General features: G+C 38.3%; 32 protein-coding genes. 21 read left to right on the forward strand and 11 right to left on the reverse strand.

The window, feature by feature from the left end:
• The first annotated feature begins 155 nt into the window (after nucleotides 1–155).
• The 20 genes from SMUL_RS16670 to SMUL_RS17180 all read left to right on the forward strand — a co-directional run bounded on the left by SMUL_RS16670 (nucleotide 156) and on the right by SMUL_RS17180 (nucleotide 13,308).
• On the forward strand, nucleotides 156–938 hold the full coding sequence (locus SMUL_RS16670; RefSeq protein ID WP_025345006.1) for an NUDIX domain-containing protein: 783 nt from the start codon (nucleotides 156–158) through the stop codon (nucleotides 936–938).
• An 11-nt stretch (nucleotides 939–949) separates the two neighbouring features.
• Nucleotides 950–1,174, forward strand: a complete 225-nt coding sequence (locus tag SMUL_RS09350; protein ID WP_025345007.1) for a hypothetical protein — start codon at nucleotides 950–952, stop codon at nucleotides 1,172–1,174.
• An 8-nt stretch (nucleotides 1,175–1,182) separates the two neighbouring features.
• Entirely contained in the window at nucleotides 1,183–1,698 is a 516-nt protein-coding gene (locus SMUL_RS09355; RefSeq protein WP_025345008.1) for a DUF5131 family protein, read from the forward strand.
• 71 nt (nucleotides 1,699–1,769) lie between these two features.
• The gene (locus tag SMUL_RS09360; protein ID WP_158506025.1) at nucleotides 1,770–3,389 is read left to right on the forward strand and encodes an SNF2-related protein; all 1,620 of its coding nucleotides are present in this window, start codon (nucleotides 1,770–1,772) and stop codon (nucleotides 3,387–3,389) included.
• A gap of 11 nt (nucleotides 3,390–3,400) precedes the next feature.
• The gene (locus tag SMUL_RS09365) at nucleotides 3,401–3,853 is read left to right on the forward strand and encodes a hypothetical protein (protein WP_223809688.1); all 453 of its coding nucleotides are present in this window, start codon (nucleotides 3,401–3,403) and stop codon (nucleotides 3,851–3,853) included.
• Between the two features lie 66 nt (nucleotides 3,854–3,919).
• Entirely contained in the window at nucleotides 3,920–4,522 is a 603-nt protein-coding gene (locus tag SMUL_RS09370) for a hypothetical protein (protein ID WP_025345010.1), read from the forward strand.
• Between the two features lie 13 nt (nucleotides 4,523–4,535).
• Nucleotides 4,536–5,363 (forward strand): hypothetical protein, encoded by an 828-nt coding sequence (locus SMUL_RS09375; RefSeq protein WP_025345011.1) that lies wholly within the window; start codon nucleotides 4,536–4,538, stop codon nucleotides 5,361–5,363.
• Nucleotides 5,360–5,806: a hypothetical protein gene (locus SMUL_RS09380; protein ID WP_025345012.1), complete on the forward strand. Its 447-nt coding sequence runs from the start codon at nucleotides 5,360–5,362 to the stop codon at nucleotides 5,804–5,806. The genes SMUL_RS09375 and SMUL_RS09380 overlap by 4 nt, the downstream gene beginning before the upstream one ends.
• On the forward strand, nucleotides 5,799–6,407 hold the full coding sequence (locus SMUL_RS09385) for a uracil-DNA glycosylase (protein WP_025345013.1): 609 nt from the start codon (nucleotides 5,799–5,801) through the stop codon (nucleotides 6,405–6,407). The genes SMUL_RS09380 and SMUL_RS09385 overlap by 8 nt, the downstream gene beginning before the upstream one ends.
• Complete coding sequence (locus tag SMUL_RS09390; RefSeq protein WP_025345014.1) at nucleotides 6,400–6,810, forward strand: hypothetical protein; 411 nt, start codon at nucleotides 6,400–6,402, stop codon at nucleotides 6,808–6,810. Before SMUL_RS09385 ends, SMUL_RS09390 begins: the two co-directional genes overlap by 8 nt.
• Nucleotides 6,807–7,157, forward strand: a complete 351-nt coding sequence (locus tag SMUL_RS09395; RefSeq protein ID WP_148295293.1) for a hypothetical protein — start codon at nucleotides 6,807–6,809, stop codon at nucleotides 7,155–7,157. The genes SMUL_RS09390 and SMUL_RS09395 overlap by 4 nt, the downstream gene beginning before the upstream one ends.
• A gap of 9 nt (nucleotides 7,158–7,166) precedes the next feature.
• The gene (locus tag SMUL_RS09400) at nucleotides 7,167–7,484 is read left to right on the forward strand and encodes a hypothetical protein (protein WP_025345016.1); all 318 of its coding nucleotides are present in this window, start codon (nucleotides 7,167–7,169) and stop codon (nucleotides 7,482–7,484) included.
• Nucleotides 7,481–7,867 carry an ASCH domain-containing protein gene (locus tag SMUL_RS09405; RefSeq protein ID WP_025345017.1) on the forward strand — a complete coding sequence of 129 codons (387 nt, stop codon included), beginning with the start codon at nucleotides 7,481–7,483 and terminating at the stop codon, nucleotides 7,865–7,867. Before SMUL_RS09400 ends, SMUL_RS09405 begins: the two co-directional genes overlap by 4 nt.
• Complete coding sequence (locus tag SMUL_RS09410) at nucleotides 7,860–8,345, forward strand: hypothetical protein (protein WP_025345018.1); 486 nt, start codon at nucleotides 7,860–7,862, stop codon at nucleotides 8,343–8,345. The genes SMUL_RS09405 and SMUL_RS09410 overlap by 8 nt, the downstream gene beginning before the upstream one ends.
• 8 nt (nucleotides 8,346–8,353) lie before the next feature.
• Entirely contained in the window at nucleotides 8,354–8,608 is a 255-nt protein-coding gene (locus tag SMUL_RS09415; RefSeq protein ID WP_038533969.1) for a WGR domain-containing protein, read from the forward strand.
• Nucleotides 8,599–9,363 carry a hypothetical protein gene (locus SMUL_RS09420; RefSeq protein ID WP_025345020.1) on the forward strand — a complete coding sequence of 255 codons (765 nt, stop codon included), beginning with the start codon at nucleotides 8,599–8,601 and terminating at the stop codon, nucleotides 9,361–9,363. Before SMUL_RS09415 ends, SMUL_RS09420 begins: the two co-directional genes overlap by 10 nt.
• On the forward strand, nucleotides 9,344–9,745 hold the full coding sequence (locus SMUL_RS09425; protein ID WP_025345021.1) for a hypothetical protein: 402 nt from the start codon (nucleotides 9,344–9,346) through the stop codon (nucleotides 9,743–9,745). The genes SMUL_RS09420 and SMUL_RS09425 overlap by 20 nt, the downstream gene beginning before the upstream one ends.
• 10 nt (nucleotides 9,746–9,755) lie before the next feature.
• Entirely contained in the window at nucleotides 9,756–10,355 is a 600-nt protein-coding gene (locus tag SMUL_RS09430; RefSeq protein ID WP_025345022.1) for a hypothetical protein, read from the forward strand.
• Nucleotides 10,356–10,513: 158 nt separating this feature from the next.
• The gene (locus SMUL_RS09435; protein ID WP_025345023.1) at nucleotides 10,514–12,232 is read left to right on the forward strand and encodes a hypothetical protein; all 1,719 of its coding nucleotides are present in this window, start codon (nucleotides 10,514–10,516) and stop codon (nucleotides 12,230–12,232) included.
• Between the two features lie 416 nt (nucleotides 12,233–12,648).
• Complete coding sequence (locus SMUL_RS17180) at nucleotides 12,649–13,308, forward strand: tyrosine-type recombinase/integrase (RefSeq protein ID WP_158506026.1); 660 nt, start codon at nucleotides 12,649–12,651, stop codon at nucleotides 13,306–13,308.
• 510 nt (nucleotides 13,309–13,818) lie between these two features.
• Here the strand turns inward: SMUL_RS17180 and SMUL_RS09445 are convergent.
• The 11 genes from SMUL_RS09445 to SMUL_RS09495 all read right to left on the reverse strand — a co-directional run bounded on the left by SMUL_RS09445 (nucleotide 13,819) and on the right by SMUL_RS09495 (nucleotide 23,913).
• The gene (locus SMUL_RS09445; protein WP_025345025.1) at nucleotides 13,819–14,469 is read right to left on the reverse strand and encodes a ferritin family protein; all 651 of its coding nucleotides are present in this window, start codon (nucleotides 14,467–14,469) and stop codon (nucleotides 13,819–13,821) included.
• A gap of 82 nt (nucleotides 14,470–14,551) precedes the next feature.
• The gene (locus SMUL_RS09450) at nucleotides 14,552–15,145 is read right to left on the reverse strand and encodes a hypothetical protein (RefSeq protein ID WP_025345026.1); all 594 of its coding nucleotides are present in this window, start codon (nucleotides 15,143–15,145) and stop codon (nucleotides 14,552–14,554) included.
• 140 nt (nucleotides 15,146–15,285) lie between these two features.
• Nucleotides 15,286–17,094, reverse strand: a complete 1,809-nt coding sequence (locus SMUL_RS09455) for a menaquinone biosynthesis decarboxylase (protein WP_025345027.1) — start codon at nucleotides 17,092–17,094, stop codon at nucleotides 15,286–15,288.
• A gap of 9 nt (nucleotides 17,095–17,103) precedes the next feature.
• A complete protein-coding gene (gene hemC, locus SMUL_RS09460) occupies nucleotides 17,104–18,048 on the reverse strand; it encodes a hydroxymethylbilane synthase (RefSeq protein ID WP_025345028.1) in 945 nt (314 codons plus the stop codon).
• Nucleotides 18,045–18,905: a DsbA family protein gene (locus SMUL_RS16975; protein WP_148295294.1), complete on the reverse strand. Its 861-nt coding sequence runs from the start codon at nucleotides 18,903–18,905 to the stop codon at nucleotides 18,045–18,047. The genes hemC and SMUL_RS16975 overlap by 4 nt, the downstream gene beginning before the upstream one ends.
• Nucleotides 18,853–19,281: an FxsA family protein gene (locus SMUL_RS09470; protein WP_025345030.1), complete on the reverse strand. Its 429-nt coding sequence runs from the start codon at nucleotides 19,279–19,281 to the stop codon at nucleotides 18,853–18,855. Before SMUL_RS09470 ends, SMUL_RS16975 begins: the two co-directional genes overlap by 53 nt.
• Nucleotides 19,278–20,981: a proline--tRNA ligase gene (locus SMUL_RS09475; RefSeq protein ID WP_025345031.1), complete on the reverse strand. Its 1,704-nt coding sequence runs from the start codon at nucleotides 20,979–20,981 to the stop codon at nucleotides 19,278–19,280. Before SMUL_RS09475 ends, SMUL_RS09470 begins: the two co-directional genes overlap by 4 nt.
• Entirely contained in the window at nucleotides 20,978–22,282 is a 1,305-nt protein-coding gene (gene hemA, locus SMUL_RS09480) for a glutamyl-tRNA reductase (RefSeq protein WP_025345032.1), read from the reverse strand. The genes SMUL_RS09475 and hemA overlap by 4 nt, the downstream gene beginning before the upstream one ends.
• Nucleotides 22,282–23,178 carry a polyprenyl synthetase family protein gene (locus SMUL_RS09485; RefSeq protein WP_025345033.1) on the reverse strand — a complete coding sequence of 299 codons (897 nt, stop codon included), beginning with the start codon at nucleotides 23,176–23,178 and terminating at the stop codon, nucleotides 22,282–22,284. Before SMUL_RS09485 ends, hemA begins: the two co-directional genes overlap by 1 nt.
• Before the next feature lie 8 nt (nucleotides 23,179–23,186).
• Entirely contained in the window at nucleotides 23,187–23,642 is a 456-nt protein-coding gene (locus tag SMUL_RS09490) for a hypothetical protein (protein WP_025345034.1), read from the reverse strand.
• On the reverse strand, nucleotides 23,635–23,913 hold the full coding sequence (locus SMUL_RS09495) for a DUF2018 family protein (protein ID WP_025345035.1): 279 nt from the start codon (nucleotides 23,911–23,913) through the stop codon (nucleotides 23,635–23,637). The genes SMUL_RS09490 and SMUL_RS09495 overlap by 8 nt, the downstream gene beginning before the upstream one ends.
• Before the next feature lie 417 nt (nucleotides 23,914–24,330).
• Between SMUL_RS09495 and SMUL_RS09500 the strand changes: the two genes are divergently transcribed.
• On the forward strand, nucleotides 24,331–25,593 hold the full coding sequence (locus SMUL_RS09500; protein ID WP_025345036.1) for an O-acetylhomoserine aminocarboxypropyltransferase/cysteine synthase family protein: 1,263 nt from the start codon (nucleotides 24,331–24,333) through the stop codon (nucleotides 25,591–25,593).
• Nucleotides 25,594–25,601: the final 8 nt, after the last annotated feature.

The following is a 25,601-nucleotide window of genomic DNA, read 5'->3' on the forward strand; positions in this document are numbered from 1 at the left end:
TTTCTTAAATAACTTTCATTTTATACGATAAAAATATTATGAATTTTGAATTTTTTGTTGATTTATTGCTTTCTTTATATTATAATATATCATATTATTTAACTTTTATTTAAAATGCAAAAAAACATTTTAAAATATTATAAATAGGAGAGTAGATGAAATCTAAACGATCAAAAACAACAACATATGTTTTAGGTTTTGCCTTTGATGAATTTGATAATGTCCTTTTGATCCAAAAATCGCATCCCGAATGGATGAAGGATAACTACAATGGACTAGGCGGCAAAGTTGAGTTGTTTGAAGCTCCGATAGATGCCATGGTAAGAGAATTTAAAGAAGAGTCAGGAATTGAAACATTTGATTCTGACTGGAAGCAATTTGCAACAATGCGTTTTGATGATGGTGAGATTCACGTTTTTAAAGCTACGCTGAAACATGAGGTTTTTATCAATAGACCTACTCTATCTTGCGATGAAAGCACAGTTTTTGGGAGTAAGTTTGAAGTTGGCTTATTATGTACGTGTGTGCCTTATATGGACAGTCTCTTATCCCTAGCCTCTTATGATGATTTACATGTAGAAATTTCAATCCCATCTGCAAAAAACTTCAATTGCTATCTCAATGATCAACAAAATGATCGCAAAAGATTTTTACGCTATTTAGCCGATGAAAACAGCAGTATGTTCATCATTGACTCACAAAACAGCATCCCTTTTATAAAGAATCTTCTCAAAATAAAAGGCATTGAATCTAAGTTCTTTTTTGGTGCTTCAGGATGCTATCGAACATCTCAATTAAAACGTTATATCGATCCAAACAAAGGCGAAGTGATTTGTTGGTCATGTATAGGCAGGAAAGATGGTTGGTCTGATGTAACAGTCATACATCCTAATTTCTATGAATCTTGTTTTCCGACTGACAAATTAGTCAATTTCTAAAAGGGATTTAAATGACCTATGGCGAGAAACGAATTCAAAGACAAAATTCAATCAACTTTAAAAAAGAGATTGAAGATATCACCGAGAAATTAGGGGATACAGGCTCTTTACCACAGCGCTTGTCTGAAGATGAAGCTATTTCCTATTACAACCAGAAATTACAAAAGGCTTTTGCCTCAGCTTCTAAGAAAAGACAAGAAGAGCAACCAAAACCAAAAATCATAATGCTTTCATAGGAAAAATTATGTCAAGCAATAAAATCGAATGGACACAACACACCTGGAATCCAGTTATAGGATGCTCAAAGATCAGTGAAGGCTGTCAAAATTGCTACGCACAGAATATGGCACAACGCCTTCAATCTATGGGTTGCAAAGGCTATGAAAATAGTTTTGAAATGTTTGAGTCCATAATCAATCAAGTTGGTATGTCCTTGAGCAAAAGACGTTTAAATCTTTCTGATGAAAAACTCCTTCAGAATGATATTGCATCGGCATTCGATCATTCTAGTATTGCGTATGAAAGAGAAGTGAAAATAAAAGATAAGAGTATTGTGGATTTCATGATTGGTACGCTTGCTATTGAGGTTAAGATTCGAGGAAATGGTAGCGCCATGAGTATTTATCGCCAAATAGAACGTTATTGTGATAGCGACCAAGTTGAGGCAATTCTTCTCTTAACTTCAAAAACCATGACATTGCCAGAAACGATTAACGGCAAAGCAGTCTATGTATTATCTTTAGGGAAAACACAACTATGACCAAAGTAATGGACCGACCTAAAATTGAGCGAACATATGGGCGTATAGCTTACATAATGGGTGAGTGGGTCATGGAAGATATTGAACCACATGTTTCTATCCGGCTAAAAAAGCTTTTTCCAAAAATCCCAATTTACCAGGTATCACCGTTCCATTTTAAAAATACTCCAGACATTTGCTCAGAGCTTGAATGGTTTATGATTAGATATCCACTTGTAATCAGTAAACAAGATTTCAAACTTCTCAAAAGAGGTTCAAAAGAATTTGAACGTATTTTGGTAGATCTTGATTCAATTTTATTGCCTAATTTTGAACCAAGATCTTTTAAAGATATTTTCATCCACGAGAATAAACAGCCAAGACATTACCAATGGCAAATGGCTGAACTTGTTACTAAAAAACATGTTTCACTTTGTGCAGACGTCATGGGGCTTGGTAAAACGATTACAGGTATTGCAACAATCGCTCTAAACATCCAATATGGATATGCTGCCGTAGTGGTACCTACACACCTTGTAAAACAATGGAAAGACAAAATTGAAGAATTTACAAACCTTACGGTTCATATTATTAAAAAAGGTTCGCCTTACAACTTACCAAAAGCTGATGTCTATTTATTCAAGTATGGAATGATCCGAGGTTGGACAGAGATTTTTGAAAAGAGATTTTTTTATACAGTCATATTTGATGAAATCCAAGAGTTAAGACGTGGCACAGTGAGTCAAAGAGGCGCCGCTGCAAAAATTATTTGTGCTCACACGACGGTTCGATTAGGCATGTCAGGTACGCCAATCTATGGCTATGGTGGAGAGATATGGAATATTTACAACATTTTACAAGAAGGTGTCCTTGGTACGGAGTACGAATTTCATCTTGAGTGGTGTACTTCCCTTGGTAATGACAAATATAAAGTCAATGATCCTGAAGCTCTTGGTCAATATTTACGCGAACATCATCTGCTTATTAGAAGAACTAAACAAGATGTGGGAATCGAAATAGGAAGGGTTACGCGTATTATCGAGACGGTTTCGTATGAAGAAAACTATATCAAGTCTTTTGAAGAGATTGCCAAACAATTAGCCATAACAGCAACAACAGGTAGTTTCGTTCAAAGGGGTCAAGCTTCTATGGAACTTGATATGAAAGCGCACCAAATAACTGGTATTGCAAAAGCTAGGGGCGTGGCTGAGATTGTAAAAGTTCTTTTAGAATCAGGTGAACCCGTACTTCTCTCAGGATGGCATCGAGAAGTTTATAAAATTTGGCTAGATACTTTAAGCGAATACAACCCTGTGCTTTACACAGGAACTGAAACTTCTCAACAAAAAGAGAAAAACAAGCAAGCATTTATCTCAGGTCAAACAAACCTAATAATCATTTCCAATCGCTCTGGGGCTGGATTAGACGGTTTACAGTTTAGATGTTCCACATTGATTGTTGGAGAGCTTGATTGGAGTCCAAAGACGCACGAACAGCTTGAATTTAGGCTTGATCGTGAAGGACAACCTTATCCAATTATGGTTATTTACCCTGTCGCTGATGGTGGAAGTGATCCCGTTATTATGGATCTATGTGGACTCAAAAATTCACAAGCGGACGGTATTGTTGATCCTGATGGTAAGAAAGATATTTCCTATGGCTCTGATGAAACTAGAATTAAAAAACTCGTTGAATATTACCTAAATAAGTAACAAGGGCGAAGATGACTATTAATAGAGCTTTTGCGATGCCATCATCGAATACGTTTGAAATCAAACCTATCCGTGAGCTCATTGAAAAGTATGTGGCAACGGTTAGCGATGTTCTTTGGATTGACCCATTTGCAAACCGAAACAAATTTGCCCATGTAACCAATGATCTAAACCCTGACTTTAATACAAACTATTCAATGGACGCTTTAGCGTTTCTAAGACTCTTTGAAAATCATTCCGTCGGAGGGGTGCTGTTTGACCCTCCTTATAGCAGTAGGCAAGTAAGTGAATGTTATAAATCATTTGGACTGCCCATTAACAAAGAGACGACTCAATCGAGATATTGGGCTGATTTAAAAAAGGAAATTGCCCGTATCTTGAGGGGGGGGGAATTTGTATCAGTTGTGCTTGGAATAGCGGCGGTATTGGAAAAATGTTGGGATTTGAAGCCCAAGAGATTTTAATGGTCCATCATGGTGGCTGGCACAATGACACAATCGTAACGGTTGAAGTAAAAAATGAGGTTAAACATGAAAAATTACTATGAACTCTCTATGATTGATGATTTCGGTAGCGGTATACGCGAGTATTTCTATACCAATGAAGCAACCATCCGAAAACTCACATATTCACGCTATAAACGCGAAAAAAGAAAAGCGAGTGTAGGCGATAGAGATGGTGATATGCACCAAAATGAACCTCTCTTTAACTGGAACAAAACAACGTCTACAGGATACGTCATCCAACATTGTGGTTTTACGATGAAAAATATCATTGAATGGAAAAAACTTGATTTAGGACTCAAGCGCTATAAAAATTCTCTTTATGCTTTAGATGATGTTGGCCACTTTATGGTTGTTGAGCACATTAATGTCTTTGCTTCTGTAAAAGAGGGTTTGAAGGCATTAAGAGACCATTCTTCAAAAGCCGCTCAAAATGTTGAACTGGCCAAGGAAGATGAAGACGGTTGCAAACTAAGGAATGGACAAGTACGTCATGTCGTTAAAGATAATCGCGCAACAGAGTATTTATGCCCCTATCATTTTTGGGTGAAAACCTCCTATGAATATGAAGAGTGGGATCTCAATGCAACTGGATTTATCTTACATGTTAAAGAAGTGAAATATCTATAAAAGGAGACGCAAAATGACCTTAGAACCAAGTTTAAATTTCAAGTATGTTTTTCAAAACTCTACAACAGAGAAAGTCCACACGGAAGTGTTTCATTTAACACGTATCGAAGAGGAGTATTTTCAAGAAAACAATTTGTATAGAAACGGTTGTGTACTCATTGCACGGTGCCCATCAATCAACACCTATGATAAGCATAAAAAAGAGCTTTTCGATGGTGATATTCTAAAAATTAGTGGCTCTATTTACGTTGTCAAAATCCTCGGCAGCGCCGCGGCACTTCTGTACCCAGATCAAGACAAAGTTTTTGAATATTTCCACAATTTATCGCCGAACAACTTTGTTGGAGAGCTTGTTGGAGATATTTACTCTATGCCAAATCTTTGCACATTAATCGATCAAGAAAAAAAAGTGATCGCTTTGGAAATCTTGGAAGAATATAAAGAGATGGATGGAATAGTCATTATTCCAACTCCGCGGCTTGATAAAGCAATTGCAGAGTTAGAGATGCACGCCAAAACGTTACCACTCCTTGACTTGTTTTTGCCAATGCTTTTTCATTCTCCTTACGAGTTACATGAAAAAGCAAAAGAACTTGATTGTGTACTGTTTGAAGGCGCTGATGATATTCAATACCTCAAACACATTGCGGCTAAGATGTACGAAAATGGTTATACACTTTTTTACTTCAAAAAAGCTTTTTCAGAAATAGAGCTTAAACATTTAGTAATGGCTGACAACTTCAGTGAAGCAAAGAATAAAGAGAATATCTATATCTCAAGCAATCAAAACACAGGCGTACTCTATGTTGTCGAAAACCTAAAAAAGGAATCTAAAAAATGAATGAAATTATCTCACTCTTGGAAAAAGTAGAACATCAGGTATTGAATTTGCCCATTGCGACAAAGATACAAGAAGATGTTTACCAAAACCTCAATGGGGCGCTAAGTATGTTGAAGGTGCAAAGTAGCTTTCTTAACTTGTTTGCTCCAATTTGCTTCAATGCACCAGGTGACCTCATCAAAAAAGCCGATGAACTTGGTGTTAAACCTTACGACGGTGCATCGATTGTCACCTATTTTATTCATGTTGCAGGGAAGCTGTGCCGAAGTACAAATACACGACTTTTTTACCTCAAAACTCCCCATTCAAAAGCAACCTTTGAAAGCTTATTGGATCACAATTTCAAGATCGCGTTTGGTAAAAACAACGTTTTTCTCGGAAGCAACGGATTCCACGGATCGCTCTTAATCGTCGAAACAATCGAGGAGAGTGAACATGCCTAACATTACCGCATTTATTGCTTCTCTAGCAAACAGAGAGAACAGTGAAACAGTTACAAACCCATACCTGAACAAAGCAAAAGCACACAATCTTGAAGTTTACCTCCGCGCTGCGCTTGAGAACCCACATATTGTTTTTATCGGAGAAGCACCCGGCTATCACGGATGTGCAAAAACAGGTATTCCATTTACAAGCAATGACCAGTTAAAAATCGGGGTACACCCGTTCATTGATTCCATTGTTGCTCAAATTCACTCCACCGATCCTGATAGTGAAATGACCGCAAAATGCTTTTGGGAAGCGATGGCTCAGAACAACATCATCCCCATACCTTGGAACGTCTTTCCTTTTCATCCGCATCTACTTGGCAACTCAGCTTCTAATAGAACGCCAAGTGAAGACGAGATTGAAGAGGGAACGGAGTACCTCTATGATCTTCTTAATTTGGTCTCCCACAAATGCATAATTGCCATTGGCGGGAAAGCGCACGGTCTGCTCACTATCTTACAAATTGAACACTTACATGTAAGACACCCAAGCTTCGGCGGCCAAACGATCTTTAAAAGCCAACTGCTTGAATGGTTTGGAGGAAAGAATGTCTAAAAATACTAACCTTGATGGAATGAGCAAAGAAGAGCTCTTAACTCTAAAGGAGGAAATCAATCTCCGATTAAAAGGTGCAAGTTTTTGGGAAACAATTGACGCGATACAGGCTATTTATGACCAAGAAAAAAGGTTAACACATAAGCGTGAAAGAATTGCACGCTCTTGTGATCGTATAAAAAAACTTGAAGAGCTTGGTTTTAGTCTTGTAGTTTACCAAGGAAGAGGATTTGAAAAAACGGCTGGTTTTATCAATTATAGCATTCAAAAAATCGACGATAAATACTATGGTTTTGATGTAATAGAAGATCAAATATCAAATTCATATGATTTTCGTCAAGCACTCAGTGATGAAGATTTGGCTGCCGTTTTGAAGATTTTCGGACAAGAGGTGCAATCATGAAGTACCTCATCCTTTTATCATTTCTCACTACCCTCGCATTTACATGTGGGGGTAGTTGTATCGAATGCCATCCGAAGCTTCAACCACTTATGCAAGATCAAGAGCACCTGGTATTAAACCAGTGTGTTACGTGTCACAACAAGCCTTCAGAAAATGGCGCATGTGGGCAAGATTGTTTTTCATGCCACGACAAAAGCAAGTTGTATGCAGATGCAAGCACTAAAGAGCATCAAGCGATCAAGGCATGTTATTCATGCCACAAGGATAATTCAGAGCTCTTAAACCAATCCAAAAGCAATGTTTCATCCCCGAATCGTCAAAAGCCACTCATTGAAATCTTTAAGTAAGGTCGTCATATGCCAATAATAAGCCTAGAAGCCACCAAAAAAGCAAAAGCGATAGCCTACGCGGTCAATGTCATGCAAAAAGAAGAAACTTTCAATACAGGCGATCAAGGACCTATGCAGGAAATGTTTTACACGGGTGGTTATACGTTAAAAAATGACAGTCCTCGCAGTCGCTTACAAGTATCGAGTTCGGTTTTGTACAAACACTGGAAAAGTGGTAAGGAACCAAAAATTTATCGTAAGCTCATTAGCACCTATCGAGGGCTTAATGCGATCTATTCTTTAACGCATACCGATCAATTTAAAACATACAAGGAATCGCTATGACTTACACCGTTTTAACTGTCAGACAACCTTGGGCGTATTGCATTATGTATTTGGGCAAAGATATCGAAAATCGTACACGTAAGACGAACATTCGAGGAACTATTGCAATACATGCTTCAAAACAGGTTGACTATGACGCGTATTACTGGCTGAAAGCAGAAGGCTATGATCTGCCTCCGATTGACAAGTTGGTCACGGGTAAGATTCTGGGCATGGTCGATCTCATTGATTGTGTTCAAGAGCACACTTCCGTTTGGAAAGAAAAAGGTACTTGGGGATACGTACTTCAAAAACCACAACCGCTTAATGAGCCTATAGCTGCTAAAGGAAATTTAGGTTTTTGGAAATACTCAAGTGAATCTAGGTTGGTTTCCAATGCATAGCAACGCACATACACCCATTGCCGGCAATATTAGTATCAACCATGAGGTTATTATTCATGCGCATCCAAAAACCTTAGATATCTCGCAAATTTACGTTCAAAACGAGCGTGTTTTTAACGAGTGCGATTATTTGTTTAAACGGCATAAAGTCAAATTTAGCATTGCCCTTTTAAAAGCAAATCGATCTTTTGAGTTCGACTGCGACTACATTCGTGAATTCATACGACTTACAGACAAGCTCATTCGAGTAGATAGTAAGCATTTGATTATTTTATACACCTTCACTGATCTATATATGGCCGAAAAAGCATTGATTCGATTAGAAAAAACGCTTTTATCCAAGAGCAATTCAAAATCTAATGACTTATTTACATGTACGCTCATTGAAAAATGCAAAAATGAAACAACAAAGACCTTACTTAGAATACTGGATTTGAAAATTGAAACGTTTTCAAGCGGTATTCATACTGTGGAGTAATGGTCATTATGAGAACGTCAAAGGTGCACCTCATCAGGGTCATTGATTCTTCACACATTCGCTATTACAAAATTGAGATTTCTTTAACGCTATTTGGTGAGATTATTGTTGAACGCATTTACGGTAATACTGCCTATAGAAAATGCACGGGGAAAATCACCCATTTTTTAGACTCAATTGATGAAGCGCACGCTCATTTCAAGCGAATATATGGAGAGAAAATCAAAAAAGGTTATCGCGCAAAGGACACGCAGTGGATATAAAAAAATACAGACGTTATTTGTCCGAAATATCTGCTCTTTACTCTATTTCAGAAATTGAAGCAGAGGCAATTTTCAAAGCCGCAGTAGCTAGGGCATACAACGCTATTGGTTCTGCTTACATTTGGAAGGATGGAACCATCACTTTAGCCAAAGATGATCGGGGCGCTGTAATCTATTTGAAAAATTACGTTGTGAGTCAAAAGCAATATTCTCGAATTATCAGTATTTTTGATGAAATGCTCATGGACTATGCCCAAAAGCGGGATGCTTTGAATTTTGCGTTAGCAGTCAAAAATAGGCTCATTGATGTTGAAATCATTGCAGAGACGGATGTATGTTTCATCGTAAAACCGATAATTAACGTTGGAAGCATCGAGGGGTATGGATTTATCTTACCGAAAAATAAGCTATTTCATAACGAGGTACTGACGTTACATGATCAAACGAAAGTGAATTGCAAAGGTTTTAATCAAAATGAAAATGCTGTTTTATTGAGTCGTTTTGATAGGCAGGTTGCATTGGATATTTTTCACCAACATTTCAATGAGTGTTTGAAGAGCTTGAATAGGGTTTATTTGTACAAAAGCATCTCCGTTCAACTAAATCCTCATACAAAAGCGATTACGTTTATTTTAGACTGGCAAACGAAGCCTAGCTCTGTCGTGATTTCTTTTCTATGTAAGGAATTAAGGAGTGTACTTGGCCGTTGCAATATTATTTTTAAGGAGTTAGGTTATGCGAAAAAACGATCTTAGAGTATTGATTAATGGTGATTCATCATTGTTTCAACGCTTAAGAGCATGGTATCGAGGCAAATGTTTTTGTTTGAAAAATTTGATTCAAGCATTAACGAAAGATATGTGTTTTACGCAAGAGGAGATTGACGAGATCAAACGCAGGGTCTCAAGCACAAAAGAGGGAAATCAAAAATTTCATGAATGGGAACGAGTTGCGCCTACCGTAGCCGAGGGCATTGCTTTTTTAAGGAGCGAAATTAAGCGTTTGAGTTTAGAAAAAGATTTTTGTATTCAAGGAATTTATGATCTGTATGTTGCGGATAACGAGGAAGACGAATCAAGTAAACGAGAAATTTTTGCACGGTTCGGGCTTCCAAATGTGTTAGAAAAATCAAATTAGGAGAAAATTTATGAGTGATCACATTAGAGAATTTTACACGAATCCGATGGATGTTGTACAGTTTTTAGACAATGACAAAGCAGAGAAATTAATGCTTTACGTATTATCAAAGGCGTATATGTTTCACGCAGATAGTGGTATGAGTCCAGTTGTAAAAGCAGAGAAGCATGAAATGTATTTACTTGATTATTACTTTTTGGTGCAAGCGTTGTGCGAGCATGTTTTTGGTTTATTTGAAAAGAGTGACCCGAAGATTGCTTTAGCGATGAAGGAGCGAATTATTTTGGATTTTGGAAAAGATGGCGAGTACAAAGCTAAACAATTATTGGTTGATTTACTTGACTACAAAGGAGTGGTTTATAGCAATTCAGATAAGCGGTGGCTTTATACTTTGAAGAGGTACAAGGGTGCTTTTAATGAGAAGCGATTTGTGATTTCGGGTGTCATCATTGATGGCAATTTTATCAAGAACAGTTTGGATGAAGCAATGAAGCTCAGGTTAGAAAAATTTGGTGATTGTCGTCAATTTGTTTTAGAAGAAGTTGGAAGAAAAGCTTTGCAATTTCAACAGACCGTACCTGATAGTCGTTCTGTATTTTCGTTTTGTTAGAGAGTCGTTGAGCGCCTATATATTATATATTATTATTTAATATCTTATTAGTATATTATAGAAATTAACGGGCAAGTCGTTTTCCCATTATATTATATATTATAGACTAATAAAATATACGCGCTCTATCTAATCAAAAAAATCAAAAGGTAGAGTATATGTCATTTACAGCTTTTTTATTCACTGTCATCATCATTTTGGTACTTGGCTTTTCGCTCAACAGTATCCTAAATTCAAGAACATTTAGGATATGGCTCATAACTCAAAGAGACCATTTACATCAAAAAGAGATAGAAAAAGAGATGCAAAAATCACGCCAAAGGAGCATTGAGGAAATAAAAAATCCTGATCGCGTGATGGAAGTTATTATGAAAATTAAACGTGGTGAAGAGGTTAAAATTCCACTTGCTGCGTTTGATTACATCTATCGCAATATGAAAAATTTCTCTATTGTTGATAAAGATGGTCGAATATCTATAATCAATCAAGAAGACTATTTTAGATTTAAAAAAGGAGCTTTGGCGCTTCTTGAGAAAGACAAATCTGAGAAGATCGATGTAAAACAAATTCTGTCTGATATTGAACGTAGAGTTGCTGAAAATCCTATTGAAGTCACCAAACATGATGATGGCACTGTTGTTAAAGTTGATCATGTTTCACGCACAGCTGAAATAACAAAACCCAATGGTGAAATGATTTTGATTGATCACAAAACAGATACGATGGTAAGCCAAAATTTAATAGAACAGCCTGATCAAAAAAGCAATAAAAAAGAGATAGTTTTAAAAGATGCGCAGATTAAAAAGACCAACGAAGAGAACATGTTACTTAGAGGGAAAATTCAAAAACTTCGACATAGAAATGAGGGAAATATTAGGACAAATGTTGGAAATGTAAAAAATTATGAGAATAATGCCGATATGGACGAACTTATAAACAGTAATGAAGATGAAAATCTATTATTAAATTATAAAAACGAACATTTGGAAGAGACAAAAAACGTGCAATTAGAAAGCAATTTTATTGAAAAAGATGAAACAGTATTGACGGAATTGGGAATTAGAAAAAGAATCAATTTTAAAGCCATTGATACACATGTTCAGAGAGAAAACACGAAAATTGAACTGGACTCAGATACGACTATTGGTTCTGACTCAACATCTGATAATGCTCTTCTTGATTTTCAATCACTTGAACCGTTTTTATCAAGTGCGATAACTTTTAAAAATATTTTTGATTTTACGAAGAATCTGATTTTATGTGATCTAAGCACCAATGACTTAAGACGTATTAATGACGTACTTAAAACGTACATTGTTGACTCAAAGTCTTTTGAATGCAGTACTAACGCTGATAGAACACATAATGAACGTTTGAACAATACCCAATTGGAAATTAATCATCATACAACGTTATCAGGAACGTCGAAATATCGTATTGGAGTAGTGTATGATGAAAAATCTTCATGTTTTTTAGTAAATATCAACTGGCTTTTTTTAAAACTCTCTGCTCTGCTTCAGAGTGAATCCATAAGAGCCTTACTTAATGCCTTTTATTCGGATCAAAAAAAATCATTTGTGAACAATGAAACTTTAACTTGCATGTTAGCCCACATAAATACAAAGAGCTCTTTGTCTATAGGGTCAAAGATATTTATGCAAGAAAAAAATGAAAAAACAACTATAAATTTTCGTACAGTAAAAATTAAAGTCGAACAGGAGGTTTATCAAGGTCAGTATTTGTATCTATTTACGGCAAGTAATTTTTGTAAATCTCTTGTTCAAGAATATGAGGCAAAAATGGAAAATACAGATTTTGAGATAGATAATGACTTAAGCCAAAAAGGAGAAAAAATTACTTTATTTACACTCTTATAGCAATATAGGAGTGTTTGATGCATTTATTCTCGTTTTGTAAATCATACATCGTAAAGAAATTTGATACACATGTAAACGCTTATGCAGAGAAGAATATTAAGGATGAATGCAGAGTCTCTTTAAAGGGGGCTATTGATTATAATATTCTAAAAAGCGTCATCGTATATTACCAAGCTAACCAGTTTCACTCAATTGGAAACTATATGGTTCTTATAAACTTTTGCATCTATGCGATGAATTGCAACTATCCTTATTCGCAAAATAGCTTTGATCATGAATTCGTCGTTGATTTCATTTGGATCGAAACATCAAATAAAAAGGACACGACAAAAGTCTTCTACTCTGGGCTTATTTCAACATTTGTAAATACCTATAATTTGATAATTCATAATGACAATAGAAGCCTTGGAATTTCTATGAGTAAAGCATATTATAGTTCTTATTATTCATACAACCAAAGACTTACCGATGAAGAGCTGTATCGAATATTTCTTACTTTGCCATCAAAAGATGATAATTTTATTGTCATGTTCAATGTATTGCTGAGAACTGGTATTCGCGTTAGTGAAATGCTAAGCATTAGGAAAAAAGACATCTACAATGAAAATGGGCTTTTTTTCTTCAAAATAAAAGGCAAAGGGCTAAAGTATAGAATGGTTGCAATGCCTCAAAATAATTTCCGACCTTTTTACATGTCAAAAATTAGATCACTAAATAATGACGAATATATCTTTCAGACGAAGAAAAATACACGAATCACCCGACAATTTGTTTATAGAGGAATAAAAAAGTTTTTTTTACAGCTTGGAATCTCAAAAGAGCAAAATGGACCGCATGTACTACGACATACCTTTGCAAGCAAATTGTACGAGAAACACCAAGATATTATTTTAGTTCAGGAATGCCTAGGTCATACGAATATTGAAATAACAAGAAAATATATCCATTTGCACATTTCAAATTTGAAAAAAATTGCAGATCTGTACGATGATTTTTGTAGTGATACTCTAAGTGTTATGTTTATGTTTTCAATCACAAATGTGATCCGAGGGATCATTTTTTCGATTTTTATCTAAAATATGAGAATATGAGAATTTCACACTTTAAGTTAGTATTTATTTTTATGAATGTAGAATAACGAAGCTGTTCTTAAAATTTTCAAGAAAGGCAGTCTACACAAGAAGCTACTCGCCAAAGTTTTCTTTCTTGTGGAGACTGAAACAATTTCTATGACATTATATATACTTCAACATTCTTCTTTTATTAAAAATATTAACTATTTTATTTTATTAATCAAAATTTTATGTAAAACAATTATGTTAAATTTGCATATTTCAAAACCACTGCTCTCAAACTCCCTATTTAAGGGCTTTTTGCAAATTACAAATTTAAAAAAAGTATACATTTCTGTAATTTTCAAAGTTAATACAGAGAAGTATAATTGATAATTTTACATTACGTTCGTAGCATGAAAATAGCCTATTTAAGTAGGTTCACTTATGTATCTTAAATAAAATTTGGGAGAAGTTACGAAGTGGATGCAAGAAGCTATCAATATTCATGTATAGCTTCTTGCCTTTTGAAGATTAGATACCTAAATCTTGGCGTTTGAAATACTCTTGTCCGACTTTACACAAAGGGCACGCTTTGGGTGCTTTTTTGCCTCTGTGAATATGTCCGCACACTTCACAGACCCAAATCTCTTCTTCGGCATCTTCAAAGAAACCATCTTCTCTCATCGCATCTTGAAGGGCTTTGTATTCGCGCTCGTGTTCAACTTCTACTTTACCGATGGCATTAAAAAGACGCGCAAGCTCTTTGTGTCCCTCTTCCTCAGCAATTTTTGCAAAATTGGGGTACATCGTTTCATGCTCATAATGCTCACCTGCCATTGCACTATCAAGGTTTTTAAGTGTTATCTCTGTCTCTGCGCCATCTACAAGTTTATGGTAGGCTTTAAACTCAGCTCTTGCGTGCCATTTTTCATTTTCAGCGGCTTCTCTAAAGTGACGAGAGATTGCATGCCAGCCCTCTTCCAAGGCAATGTCTGCAAATAGGTCATATTTATTACGCGCTTGAGATTCTCCCGCAAATGCTTTCATCAGATTGACCGCTGTAAGATCTTCGGTGATACATGCCATCTCTTGACCACAACAGGTAAGTTTACCGCCACCCACATTTTGAACTTCCACTTCATTCCCGCATTTACTGCATTTGTATGTCTCGTACTGTCTCATTCTTACTCCTTAAAATTTATAGTGACATTCTAATCAATTCTTACTTAAACAATAATAAATTGTAATTAATAATTTTTATCGTCTAAAGAATTCCTTTTTTACTGAAAAAATCTTCAATCACTTTAGCTGCAAACGCTTTGTCGTACATGTAAAGCTCTTGCCATGTCTTACCTTCTAAAAAACTCTTTGTACCAATGTCATATTTTGCTTTGACCTGTTGGACAAACTCTAAGACAGCACTGAACAAAAGTGCGTACTGTGCGGCAGTAAATTTTTTGAGAAGATCGAACAAGCGGTAGTAATTGACCATCTTTTTACTCGACTCTTCGCCCATACGAAGCGACCAAATGCGCCCTGCAAACTCATGTTGGTACTCAACACCTGTGCGAATTTGCAAGGAAAATTCTCGAAGTCCTTGTAAAAATGTCTCTTTGGGTAAAAAATCGGTGGTATTGTGGAAAAACAGATAGATACTAAACAAAAAAAGATCTTCAACGCAAGGAGCATACGCTTTAATCTCTGCATACGTCTCTTGTTCGACACTCAACTGCATTCGAAGATACGCCAAATGCTTAACGCGCCAGTTATCTTTTTGCTCTGCCCTCTTCTGCCACTCAATCAATGTAGGTCTCGGTATATCGTAACGCTCAACTAAAGGCTTGTAAGATGTCTGCATCGCTTACTCCCAAGTCAGAATGGACTATTCTATTACTTTTTTTGAAATATTTCAATACTTAGCGATTATTTGAAACGAAGAGAAGAAAAATGTATACCATTTGTTTTCATCATTAACAAATGGTATACATAAAAAAGAGACTAAATATGGAAGTGCTTTAAAAATGCAGGATTGTTTTCCACCAATCCAAGCTCGATCAGGCGTAAAATCGTCTTTTGATCGCAATCGGTGTCTTTTGGCCACTCTCTGGTGTAGCCATCAAGATCATTTTTGGTCGTTGCATCAATGCCAATAAACTCCTCTTCGACAAAAATGTCGCGAAGTGCATCGATGTTATTGACCACGCGCCAGATCAGCATATAGGCATTATCCACGCTATTGCCCTCCGTATCGACAACGATCAAAAGCTTCATATGCTCTTTTAAAGGTTTTAACGCTTCATATACCTCTTTACCTGCCCTCTTCTTTGAGATAGCTATAACGGTAATCGGTGTTTTCGTCTGCGTTTTATACTGTTTAAGCGCAGAAACTTCGGGAACCAAGGTCGTGACTTTAAACAGAAGGTCACGGTCGCTCAAAATCGTTTTAGAAGGTGCATCAATCACACCACCCGTACAATCCACACCGAGTTTCCCACCAAAAAGAGCATTCGGAGAAGCATGATCAAGCGCGTCACACACACCTTCGCTAATGAGCAAGCGTTTAGCGCTGACACGATTTAAGATGTAATCACTAAGTGGCTCATAATCATCCAAATCTGGCGCATTTTCATCGACAAAAATGGCATGTTTCACAAAACTCATCTGTCCCACGCCCCAAAATGCATGCATAAACTGTTTCGCATGTCCAGGGTAAAGCACGTTCATCTTTGCTAAAATGAAATTATGAAAAACCCCATTTTCAGGCATGTTATAATCAATCAAATCCGGTGCGGTCGTTTTTAAAAGTGGTAAAAAGATGCGCTCTGTCGCCCAACCCATGTATTTATCTTCCAAAGGAGGTTTCCCTACAACGGTCGCTTGATACACTGGTTTTTCTTTACATGTAATGCAGGTCACATCCATAACAGGATACGGTTCTTTAAGCGTGTAATAACCTGTATGATCGCCAAAAGGCCCTTCGATCTCGCTCAAAGCAGGATCAACCCAACCTTCAATGACAATATCCACATCTTCAGGGATATAAATAGGATTGGTCAGTGATTTGACAAGACGAGCACTTTTGTCTTTGATAAAACCATACAATAAAAGCTCAAACATCCCGATCGGCATCGGCGCTTGTCCACACCAGATGTAAAGCGGATCGCCCCCAATTCCAATGCTTACAGGCATTTTTTTACCCGCTTTTTGGTACTCATGAAAAAAATGTGCGCTGTCTTTGTGAATCTGCCAGTGCATGCCCAAACGGTTTTTATCGTAAACTTGCAAGCGGTACATACCTAGATTTTGTTTCGTTCCATCCAAACTTTGTGTGTAAACCTGCCCCATCGTGATAAACGGACCACCGTCTTCGCTCCATGTGGTTAAAATGGGGAAATCATAGAGATTTGGCTCGTCATACACTTTTGTTTGACAGACACCCTTGCCTTTGAGTCGCTTTGGAAGTGCATTTTTAAGGTTAAAAAGTGTACCAAGCATGCCCATTTTATCCATAAATGACGTTGGTGGTTTCATGTGCATCAAGGATTCGATCTGCTTTGCCACGACGTTGGGATTTTTACCAAAAATAAGCTCGGTCGCTTTAGAAGAGCCAAACACATTCATCAGAACTGGCATATCAAAGCTTTTTCCTAGTCTTTTACTCACAGGTTTTGTAAATAAAAGCGCTTTTGAGTCCTCTTTTTTGACCTCAATGTAAGCAAGATGCGGAATTTCTAGATCAATATCAAGCTCCGTATCGATTACATGTAAAAGATCGTTTTGGCGTAGAAGGTCAATGATTCGCTGCATTTTCTGCCTTTAAAAAATTTCGTTTAACGCGATCTGTTCGGCACGTTCCAAGAGCGCTTTTGCTCCTCTATCAAGGACTTTTTGAGCCAGTGCTTTACCCACACTTGCATACTCTGCGCGTGTGGTGGTTATCGCTTCGCTGAGCATTTCAGAACCATCAGGAAGACCCAGAATTGCTTTTACATGTAAAGCATCGCCACACAGTTCGGCGTTCACACCGATCGGCACTTGGCAACCGCCTTCAAGGACGGTGACAAAGTCGCGCTCAACGCGTGTTTCGATGATGGCATCTTCATCATTCAGCACGGAGACCAAACGTTCAACCTCGGCATCGCAGACAATTTCAATTCCAAGTGCGGCTTGCCCAGAAGCAGGGATCATCACCTCTTTGGAGATAGGCGTAAAATAGTTCACCTCTGCGCTCAAACCCAAACGGTTAATGCCTGCACTGGCTAAAATGATCGCATCAAATTCACCCTCTTTGAGCTTACGAATACGGGTATTGACATTGCCTCTAAGATTTTTGATCACAAAATCAGGACGCAGTTTCAAAAGTTGCATGCGACGTCTTAAACTCGTCGTTCCAACGACCGCTCCAAGAGGAAGCGCTTCTAACGACGCGTATTTCTCAGAAAGCATCGCATCGCGGACATCTTCACGCTTGGTAATGACACCAAGCTTCAATCCCTCTGGAAACGCCATAGGTACGTCTTTGAGACTGTGTACGGCAATGTGTGCTTCACCACGAAGCATCGCCTCTTCAAGCTCTTTAGTAAAAAGTCCTTTGCCGCCAATTTTTGCTAAAGCGACATCTAAAATTTTATCGCCCTTGGTCATCATAACAGAGAGTTCGACCTCAAGACCAGGATGCGCTTTTTCAAGTTCAGCTTTGACAAATTCAGACTGCCAAAGGGCAAGTTTACTTCCACGGGTTGCAATAATGAGTTTTTTCATTTAGACTCTTTTATAAATTTTCTGTAGCTTCGTTTTGTATCGTCTTTTTTGCCATCCAGATAGATGGTTGGCGTACCATTGACCATGAGTGCTGTGGCAAGCTCATGGTCTTGGTTTAGTTTTTGAAGAATGTGCGCTTGATTGATCTGATCAACGGTGAAATTTTTATTTAATGCTTTGTTGAAAAGTTCTAAAATTGCCTTTTCATCGCTGATTTTGATATCAAAAAACTCTTTGTACACTTTTTTGACAATCGCTTTATCGCCCTGCTCTTCGGCTAAAAGCATCGCTTTAACCAGTGTGGGTGCTGCGGGGTGAATCGAGAGTGGAAAATGGTAGTAAAAGAGAGCAAACGTTTGAGGATTGGCCTCCACATCGGCAATCACTTCGGGTAAAAAATCCATACAAAAAGGACAGAGTGGGTCGCTAAATACAACGAGTTTATGCGGTGCATTAAAGCTCCCTGCTAAAAGATGCTCTTTGTTATACGCAGAGGCATCCACATCCAGCGAATAACTCCCTTTAATGCTTCGACCACTGGTAAGATCAGCAAAATCTTTACTCAAAATCTTACCATCGGTAAAGACCATGTCATTGACGGAGAGTTTTTTACCCTCTTGCTTGGTCAAATTAAGATCAATTCGGACAAAATAGACCATCCATTCTGGCATCTCTTTCATCGCCTCTTTTTTGAGAATAACCACTTTATCGAAGGTGTAATTTTCATTAGGTGCAATTGCTTTTTGCAAAAAAGTCGTTACTTTAGCATCCAGTTCGGGTGTAGGGGCTGCTGCAAAAAGTGTGCTACTGCTTAAGGTGATGAGTGTCGTCAATAATTTCAACATCAATGATCTCATTATGATCTCCTTGTTTAAAATGCGTTGTTGTGGGGGTTTCATCTTTTACATGTAAGAATTTTGAAACGATTAAGGTCACCAGTGAGCTAAACTGTAAAAGTAAGCCTACTATATCGCCTAAAAAGCCTGGTAATATCAATAAAATGGCGCCTACAATCGCCCAAAGATTGAGTCTTTGAAACGAAGAGGGGCTGATTTCGCCTTGCATCAGAGCACTGAGATTTTGCATCAGTGTCAGGCGGAAATTGGCAAGCAAAATCCCACCTAAAAGGGCTGAAATGACAAGTTCACCAAACGTTGCCATCACCCCAATCTGAGAGCCAATATTTAAAGAGACCATCACTTCTAAAAAGAGATAGATCAAAAAATACTTCACGCTAAAAGCTCCCTTAGTTTTGCAAGGGCATCTTCTTTTTTGACAACAGTTTTCTCCAATGTTTTTCGCTCAACAATCTCAACAAATCCCTCATCAAGCTCTTTCCCCACAATCAGTGCGTAAGGAAGTCCAATGAGTTCATAATCTTTCATTTTAAAACCAAAACGCTCATTGCGATCATCTAAAAGTACATTCAAGCGCTCCGCTTTTAAAGCCGTATACATCTCTTCCGCATACGCACTTTGAGCCTCATCTTTACCATTAGAGACAATGATGTCTAAAAGGTATGGAGCGGTTTGTTTATTCCAAATGCACCCTTTTTCATCATGACTTGCTTCGATCATAACAGCAACCAAGCGACTCACGCCAACACCGTAGCAACCCATAAAGAAAGGTTGTGCTTTACCATTTTTATCTAAAAAAGTTGCGCCCATTGCTTTAGCGTATTTTTGTCCGAGTTGGAAGATGTGCCCTACTTCAATGCCTTTGGTCACTCCAAGCTCTCCGCCACAACACGCACAACGATCATTTGCTTTAACACTCACAAGGTCTTTATAGCGATCTTCGTTAAAGTTAAACATGGAGACACCGACCATGTGGAAGTCTGTTTCGTTGGCACCGCAGATAAGATTTTTAGCCTCTTTGAGCTCTAAATCTATGTAAAATTTTACACATTCTAGTCCAATCGGTCCTATAAAGCCGGCTTTGAGCCCTGCTCTCTCGACCTCTTCCAAAGAAGCATCTAAAAGATCCAACGCACCACACGCATTTTGTGCTTTGGTCTCTTGAAGTTCGTCATTGCCTCGTACAAAGAAAACAACCACCTCCTCTTTATCGACATAGACGGCTTTTTTAACCACCGCTTTAATGCTGTAAAAAGGATCAACTTTGAAAAAATTGCAGACATCCTCAATGGTTTTCATATCAGGCGTTTTGAATTTGGAAAGATTGGCTTCAGGAGCTTCTTCTGTCGTGGTTTTAGGCGCACGTCTTGCCGCTTCAATGTTCGCAGCATAAGAGCATTGTTGACACACAACGATGTCATCTTCACCGTTTTGAGCAAGCACCATAAACTCTTTACTCCCACTGCCACCAATGGCACCACTGTCTGCCTCAACGGCTCTAAAATCTAGCCCTAAACGTGTAAAGATTTTGGTGTAGGTTTTTTCCATCACATCAAACTCTTTTTTCATACACGCTTCATCTTCATGGAAACTGTAACCATCTTTCATCGTAAATTCACGACCTCGAAGAAGCCCAAAACGAGGACGCGCTTCATCGCGGAATTTTGTCGTAATTTGATATAAATGCAAAGGTAGTTGTTTATAGCTATTGATGCGGTTGCGAACGATGTCTACGACCACCTCTTCATGGGTAGGTCCTAAAACAAATTCGTTCTCTTTTCGATCTTTAAAGCGACACAACTCTTTGCCAAAAACATCGTAACGCCCACTTTGTTTCCACAGTTCCGCAGGTGTAACCACATCCATTTGGATCTCTTGGGCACCTGTTTCATCCATCTCTTCTTTAACGACATTTTTGATTTTGTCAAAAACGATTTTTCCCATTGGCAAAAAGTTATACAGTCCACTTCCTACTTGCGAGATAAAACCGCCACGCACCAAGAATTGATGACTTGGAAGTGTTGCATCTTTGGGTGCATCCTTCGTTGTTGGTGCATACAGTTTTGAAAATCTCATTTTATTCCCCCCATTTGGTATTCGCATTTGTACATATTCATGCGCTTTGTTTGGTCTTCATTGATATTAAAAATATATTGAACCGCTTGCACGATCGTGTCAGCCTCTGGTTTTTCAGCAACCTCTTTAAGGTTTTTGGTAGCGGAGTGTAAAAAAGAGTTAAAGGCATGGTGCAGTACTTTTGAGACTTGATCTTGCAACTCTTCAGGGATATACCCTTTTTTGACCGCTTTTTCGAGCTCCTGCAATGAACACTCTTTGGCATGATCGCGAATCTCTTTGATGATTGGATCGACACACATACTCTGCAACCATTTGAAAAAGTCCATCGTTGAGCGACCGACGATGCTGTACGCAATTTTGGCTTGCTCTTCACGAAGTGACATGTTTCGAGTCACGATCTCTTCCAAATCATCGACCGCAAACACATGCAAATTAGCATGCTCTTTAATGTCAATATCACGAGGAACCGCGATGTCAAACCAATAGCGTGAAAACTCTTTCTCTTCGACCATATCATCGCTAATCACACTGTGAGGTGCGCCTGTTGCGGTAAAGACAAGACGGTAACGGTTGATAAATTCAGTCAGTTTTGAATAAGGCGCTGTGGTTGCAAGCTCTCCGAGCTCTGTTGCCAAAGCTTGTGCATGCTCAAGATTGCGGTTGATGATAATAACATTGACCCCATTGGAGATCAGATGCTTGGCGGCTAGCTGACTCATCTCACCTGCGCCTACAACCAACGCACTGAGCCCGCCAATGCTGCCTAGAAGATCTTTGGCTTTATTGACCGCGACGCTGGAAACGGAGACGGGGCTTTTGGAAATGTCGGTGCGGCTTCGCACTTCTGCGGCACAGCGAAAGGCATGGTGCATCGCACGTCCCAGTTTTTGACCACAGTAGTTGTTTTCAAAGGCAAATTTAAACGCCTCTTTGAGTTGCCCCGCGATTTGCGTCTCACCAATCACCAGACTATCCAAGGAAGCACAGACCGTGAAAAGATGATGAATGGCTCCATTGTCTTCATAAATGTCTGCATGTTCTTCTAACTCTTCGCGTGTTACATTGGCAACATGGCTTAAAAGATCAAATGAATCGCCCAAAGCCGATTGACAATCGGTAACACTTGTGATGATCTCCACACGATTACATGTAGAGAGTAAAATCACTTCATTTACCGCCGCACAGCCAATCAACGTTCCCATAAAATGGCGACATTTTTCTTCTGAATTGAACGCTAATTTTTCACGAATGCTAATATCTGTGTTTTTGTGTGTAAAACTAATCGTAAGATAGTGCATTAAAAATTCCTCTCGATCATCTCTTTTATAATGGAGCTTAAGCCCACATCTTCTTCGTTTTCAATCACGTCTAACGCTTCCATTCCAAGCTTTCTCGCATAGGTAATGGAGTCTTCGAGTGCTTTTGTCTCGTGCATTTTTGTCTTAATCCACACTTTGTCTGCCTCACCAAGCTCTTGTTGAAAAAAAGAGAGAAGTTTGGTTTGATCTTCAGCGTTTAATGCGCGGTACATGTAAAGATACGGTAATGTCGTTTTGCCCTCTTTAAAGTCGTTTAATGAAGGTTTTCCAAGGGTTTCGCTGCTTTGCGTAATGTCTAAAATATCATCAATGATTTGAAAAGCGAGCCCCAAGTTTTTACCGTAAAGTGCATAAATATCGCCATTTTTGCCAGCAAGGAGTGCTGCGGCTTTGGCGGAAGCTTCTATGAGTGAAGCCGTTTTTTTGTAGATCATATCAAAGTAGCGCTCTTCGCTCTCATTAAAGGTTTGCGAAAGCTCTACATCCAAAAGTTCACCCACGGAAAGCAGTGCTACCGCATTTGCGATGCTGTACGCAACATCTTTGGGCAAAAAGGTGAGTTCACTAAAGCCTTTAGAGTAGAGGATGTCGCCTAGCATAATGGCCGTTTTATTGCCAAAAAGCGCATTGATGGACTCTTCGCCTCGTCTTGTAAACGCATCATCGATCACATCATCGTGCAGTAAACTTGCCGCATGAATCAACTCAACAATCGCTGCAAGTTTGAGCGAATCCTCACTAAGCCCTGCAATCTTTAAAATGAGCTTTGCGCGTAAACGTTTTCCTTTAGGAACTCTGTGAAAGAGCTCAACACTGCGTGGATCACCCAAAGAAGTGACCATCTCGACCATCAAATTTTCAACTTTTCCTAACACGTGCGTTCCTACGGTTTCTTTTTTGGTTTAAACTCAACTTCTATGCGTTGTTGATTATCTTCTATAAATATATCTAAAATTGCCTCTTTATTTCTTTGATCGAAGTCATTAAAGACAATTTTTGCATAGGTTTGCGCAATCATCTTGTTATTTCCATCGGGCAAAAGCGGAACAACAATGCTCTGTAAAGGGTATTTTTTCTCTAAAACATACTGTGTTGGGTAGCCTCTATAGTTGACTAAAAGAGTCAACATGTTGTTCGTAAAGAGCGTCCAACGAAGTTTTAAGAGGTATTCGTTATTGGGATTTTCAGCGGTTGGCTTTTTGGTAACCTCTTTATGATTGATCAAAACCAATCCTGGTGCATCTTTTTTGAGGATAAATTTATGCTCATATTCGTACTCAATGGGTGCGCAAAGAGCATAGGAACACAAAAGGAACAGCCAAAATACACTTTTATTCATTTTGGGTTAAAATTTCCCCAACACTGCTAATAAACAGATCGTTATTGTGTTCAACCACCGCGTCCATCTCGTCCATTAAAACCGTACGGATCATCCCTTCAAGGGCATCAACACCGACCTGCTTTTCAAGCAAAATTTCCATAGCGCTGTAACGATCCACGATCTCTAAAAGCTTTGTTTTAACCAGTTCTCTGTTGGCATTAAAGAGAATATCAAAAAATTTACTTCTAGGACTCCCCATAAAAAAGTCATCTTCGTCTTCGTACAACATCGCTTCTCCTCATTCAAAAAAGAAGATTATAGCACACTAAAGCTTGTCTCATCTGAAAAAGCAAAAGATGAATTGCATACTTTGGAGAAGAATTTTTTACTAACAAAGCGTTAGTAAGCACTCCTTTAATACTTCAAAAACTATGTTTTGTTAGTGCCTAAAATAGGCTATTTACATAAAATTATATGTATAATAATCTTTACAATTAAGTGGGTTAGTTTTTGATGTATCAGAAGCACTAAAAGTATTATTCATCCTCCATTAGACTTTACATGTAAAGATGAAAATGCTCTTGCCACCCTTCCCTCTTCTAAAAAATAATCTCTACTTTTTTAATCATTAGTTATTTGATAAAGTTACTTGACATTGAAAAAAAATTAGTCTATACTTTCAGCAACGAAACAAAAAGGATTAAAAATGAATCAAGAAACACTTGCTCTGCATTATGGATATGACAAACAGCAATTTGGCACAATGTCCGTTCCTATCTACCAAACCACCGCCTATGATTTTGGAAGTGCCGAGACTGCAGCAAACCGTTTTGCACTCAAAGAACTTGGACCCATCTATACACGTCTGAACAATCCAACAACCGATGTTCTTGAAGCTAGAATTGCAGCGGTTGAAAATGGTGAAGCGGCTATTGCAACCGCAAGCGGTCAAGCGGCGATCTTTTTTGCGATTGCCAATCTTGCGGAAGCTGGCGATAACATCCTCGTTGCGAAGAAAATTTACGGTGGCGCCACCACGCTTTTAACCCATACGATTAAACGTTTTGGCATTACCGCAAAAGTCTTTGAGAGCGACCATGCCGATGATTTGGAAGCATTGATTGATGATAAAACCAAAGCGATTTTCTTTGAAACGCTTTCAAATCCTCAAATTGCCATTCCAAATATTGAAAAAATCGTCTCAATCGCTCAAAAATACAACATTATTACCGTTGCAGACAACACCGTAGCAACACCGATTCTGTTTCAGCCGTTGAATCATGGCATTGATGTGAGTGTTCACAGCGCAAGCAAATACATCTCCGGTCAAGGCAGTGCGATGGGTGGACTGATAGTGGAAGCCAAAGGACTCAATGCAAAGCTCATTGGCAACCCACGTTATCCACAATTTAATGAGCCCGATGAGAGTTATCATGGATTGGTTTACGCGACCTTACCATTCCCGATCTTTTCACTAAGGATTCGTCTTTCACTCATTCGTGACATCGGAGCGACTATTGCGCCCTTTAACTCGTGGTTACTCATTCAAGGTCTTGAGACGTTATCGCTTCGTGTCAAAGAGCATTCACGCAATGCGCATAAAGTAGCATCATTTCTAAAATCTCATCCAAAAGTGAAAAAAGTCTCGTATCCAGGATTGGAGAGTGATCCTTTACATGTAAGAGCAAAACAGTATTTTACGGACGCTCAAACATCAGGACTTTTAAGCTTTGAAGTGGAAGATTTTGAATTTGCCAAACATATTCTAAACAGCACTAAAATTTTCTCTGTTGTGGTCAACATTGGTGATTCAAAATCCATCATTACGCATCCAGCGAGCACCACACATCAGCAGCTTTCAACGGAGGAGTTAGAAAAATCAGGCGTTAAAGCAGGACTCATTCGCCTTAGCATTGGACTTGAAAATGCAGATGATCTCATCGAAGATCTCAAAATTGCACTCGGTTAAGGAGAGGC

The sequence above is a fragment of the Sulfurospirillum multivorans DSM 12446 genome, from assembly GCF_000568815.1.
Taxonomy (GTDB): Bacteria; Campylobacterota; Campylobacteria; order Campylobacterales; family Sulfurospirillaceae; genus Sulfurospirillum; species Sulfurospirillum multivorans.

Bases quoted from the DNA above. Each gene is read 5' to 3' on its own strand.
- SMUL_RS09415 (WP_038533969.1), top strand. From the start codon at position 8,354: ATGAGAACGTCAAAGGTGCACCTCATCAGGGTCATTGATTCTTCACAC.
- SMUL_RS09390 (WP_025345014.1), top strand. From the start codon at position 6,400: ATGTCTAAAAATACTAACCTTGATGGAATGAGCAAAGAAGAGCTCTTA.
- SMUL_RS16975 (WP_148295294.1), bottom strand. From the start codon at position 18,905: ATGAGATCATTGATGTTGAAATTATTGACGACACTCATCACCTTAAGC.
- SMUL_RS09500 (WP_025345036.1), top strand. From the start codon at position 24,331: ATGAATCAAGAAACACTTGCTCTGCATTATGGATATGACAAACAGCAA.
- SMUL_RS09435 (WP_025345023.1), top strand. From the start codon at position 10,514: ATGTCATTTACAGCTTTTTTATTCACTGTCATCATCATTTTGGTACTT.
- SMUL_RS09360 (WP_158506025.1), top strand. From the start codon at position 1,770: ATGGAAGATATTGAACCACATGTTTCTATCCGGCTAAAAAAGCTTTTT.
- SMUL_RS09365 (WP_223809688.1), top strand. From the start codon at position 3,401: ATGACTATTAATAGAGCTTTTGCGATGCCATCATCGAATACGTTTGAA.
- SMUL_RS09400 (WP_025345016.1), top strand. From the start codon at position 7,167: ATGCCAATAATAAGCCTAGAAGCCACCAAAAAAGCAAAAGCGATAGCC.
- SMUL_RS09445 (WP_025345025.1), bottom strand. From the start codon at position 14,469: ATGAGACAGTACGAGACATACAAATGCAGTAAATGCGGGAATGAAGTG.
- SMUL_RS09450 (WP_025345026.1), bottom strand. From the start codon at position 15,145: ATGCAGACATCTTACAAGCCTTTAGTTGAGCGTTACGATATACCGAGA.
- SMUL_RS09475 (WP_025345031.1), bottom strand. From the start codon at position 20,981: ATGAGATTTTCAAAACTGTATGCACCAACAACGAAGGATGCACCCAAA.
- SMUL_RS09350 (WP_025345007.1), top strand. From the start codon at position 950: ATGACCTATGGCGAGAAACGAATTCAAAGACAAAATTCAATCAACTTT.
- SMUL_RS09405 (WP_025345017.1), top strand. From the start codon at position 7,481: ATGACTTACACCGTTTTAACTGTCAGACAACCTTGGGCGTATTGCATT.
- hemC (WP_025345028.1), bottom strand. From the start codon at position 18,048: ATGAAAAAACTCATTATTGCAACCCGTGGAAGTAAACTTGCCCTTTGG.
- SMUL_RS16670 (WP_025345006.1), top strand. From the start codon at position 156: ATGAAATCTAAACGATCAAAAACAACAACATATGTTTTAGGTTTTGCC.
- SMUL_RS09370 (WP_025345010.1), top strand. From the start codon at position 3,920: ATGAAAAATTACTATGAACTCTCTATGATTGATGATTTCGGTAGCGGT.
- hemA (WP_025345032.1), bottom strand. From the start codon at position 22,282: ATGCACTATCTTACGATTAGTTTTACACACAAAAACACAGATATTAGC.
- SMUL_RS09430 (WP_025345022.1), top strand. From the start codon at position 9,756: ATGAGTGATCACATTAGAGAATTTTACACGAATCCGATGGATGTTGTA.
- SMUL_RS09495 (WP_025345035.1), bottom strand. From the start codon at position 23,913: ATGTTGTACGAAGACGAAGATGACTTTTTTATGGGGAGTCCTAGAAGT.
- SMUL_RS09385 (WP_025345013.1), top strand. From the start codon at position 5,799: ATGCCTAACATTACCGCATTTATTGCTTCTCTAGCAAACAGAGAGAAC.
- SMUL_RS09410 (WP_025345018.1), top strand. From the start codon at position 7,860: ATGCATAGCAACGCACATACACCCATTGCCGGCAATATTAGTATCAAC.
- SMUL_RS09380 (WP_025345012.1), top strand. From the start codon at position 5,360: ATGAATGAAATTATCTCACTCTTGGAAAAAGTAGAACATCAGGTATTG.
- SMUL_RS17180 (WP_158506026.1), top strand. From the start codon at position 12,649: ATGAGTAAAGCATATTATAGTTCTTATTATTCATACAACCAAAGACTT.
- SMUL_RS09355 (WP_025345008.1), top strand. From the start codon at position 1,183: ATGTCAAGCAATAAAATCGAATGGACACAACACACCTGGAATCCAGTT.
- SMUL_RS09375 (WP_025345011.1), top strand. From the start codon at position 4,536: ATGACCTTAGAACCAAGTTTAAATTTCAAGTATGTTTTTCAAAACTCT.
- SMUL_RS09455 (WP_025345027.1), bottom strand. From the start codon at position 17,094: ATGCAGCGAATCATTGACCTTCTACGCCAAAACGATCTTTTACATGTA.
- SMUL_RS09395 (WP_148295293.1), top strand. From the start codon at position 6,807: ATGAAGTACCTCATCCTTTTATCATTTCTCACTACCCTCGCATTTACA.
- SMUL_RS09425 (WP_025345021.1), top strand. From the start codon at position 9,344: ATGCGAAAAAACGATCTTAGAGTATTGATTAATGGTGATTCATCATTG.
- SMUL_RS09490 (WP_025345034.1), bottom strand. From the start codon at position 23,642: ATGAATAAAAGTGTATTTTGGCTGTTCCTTTTGTGTTCCTATGCTCTT.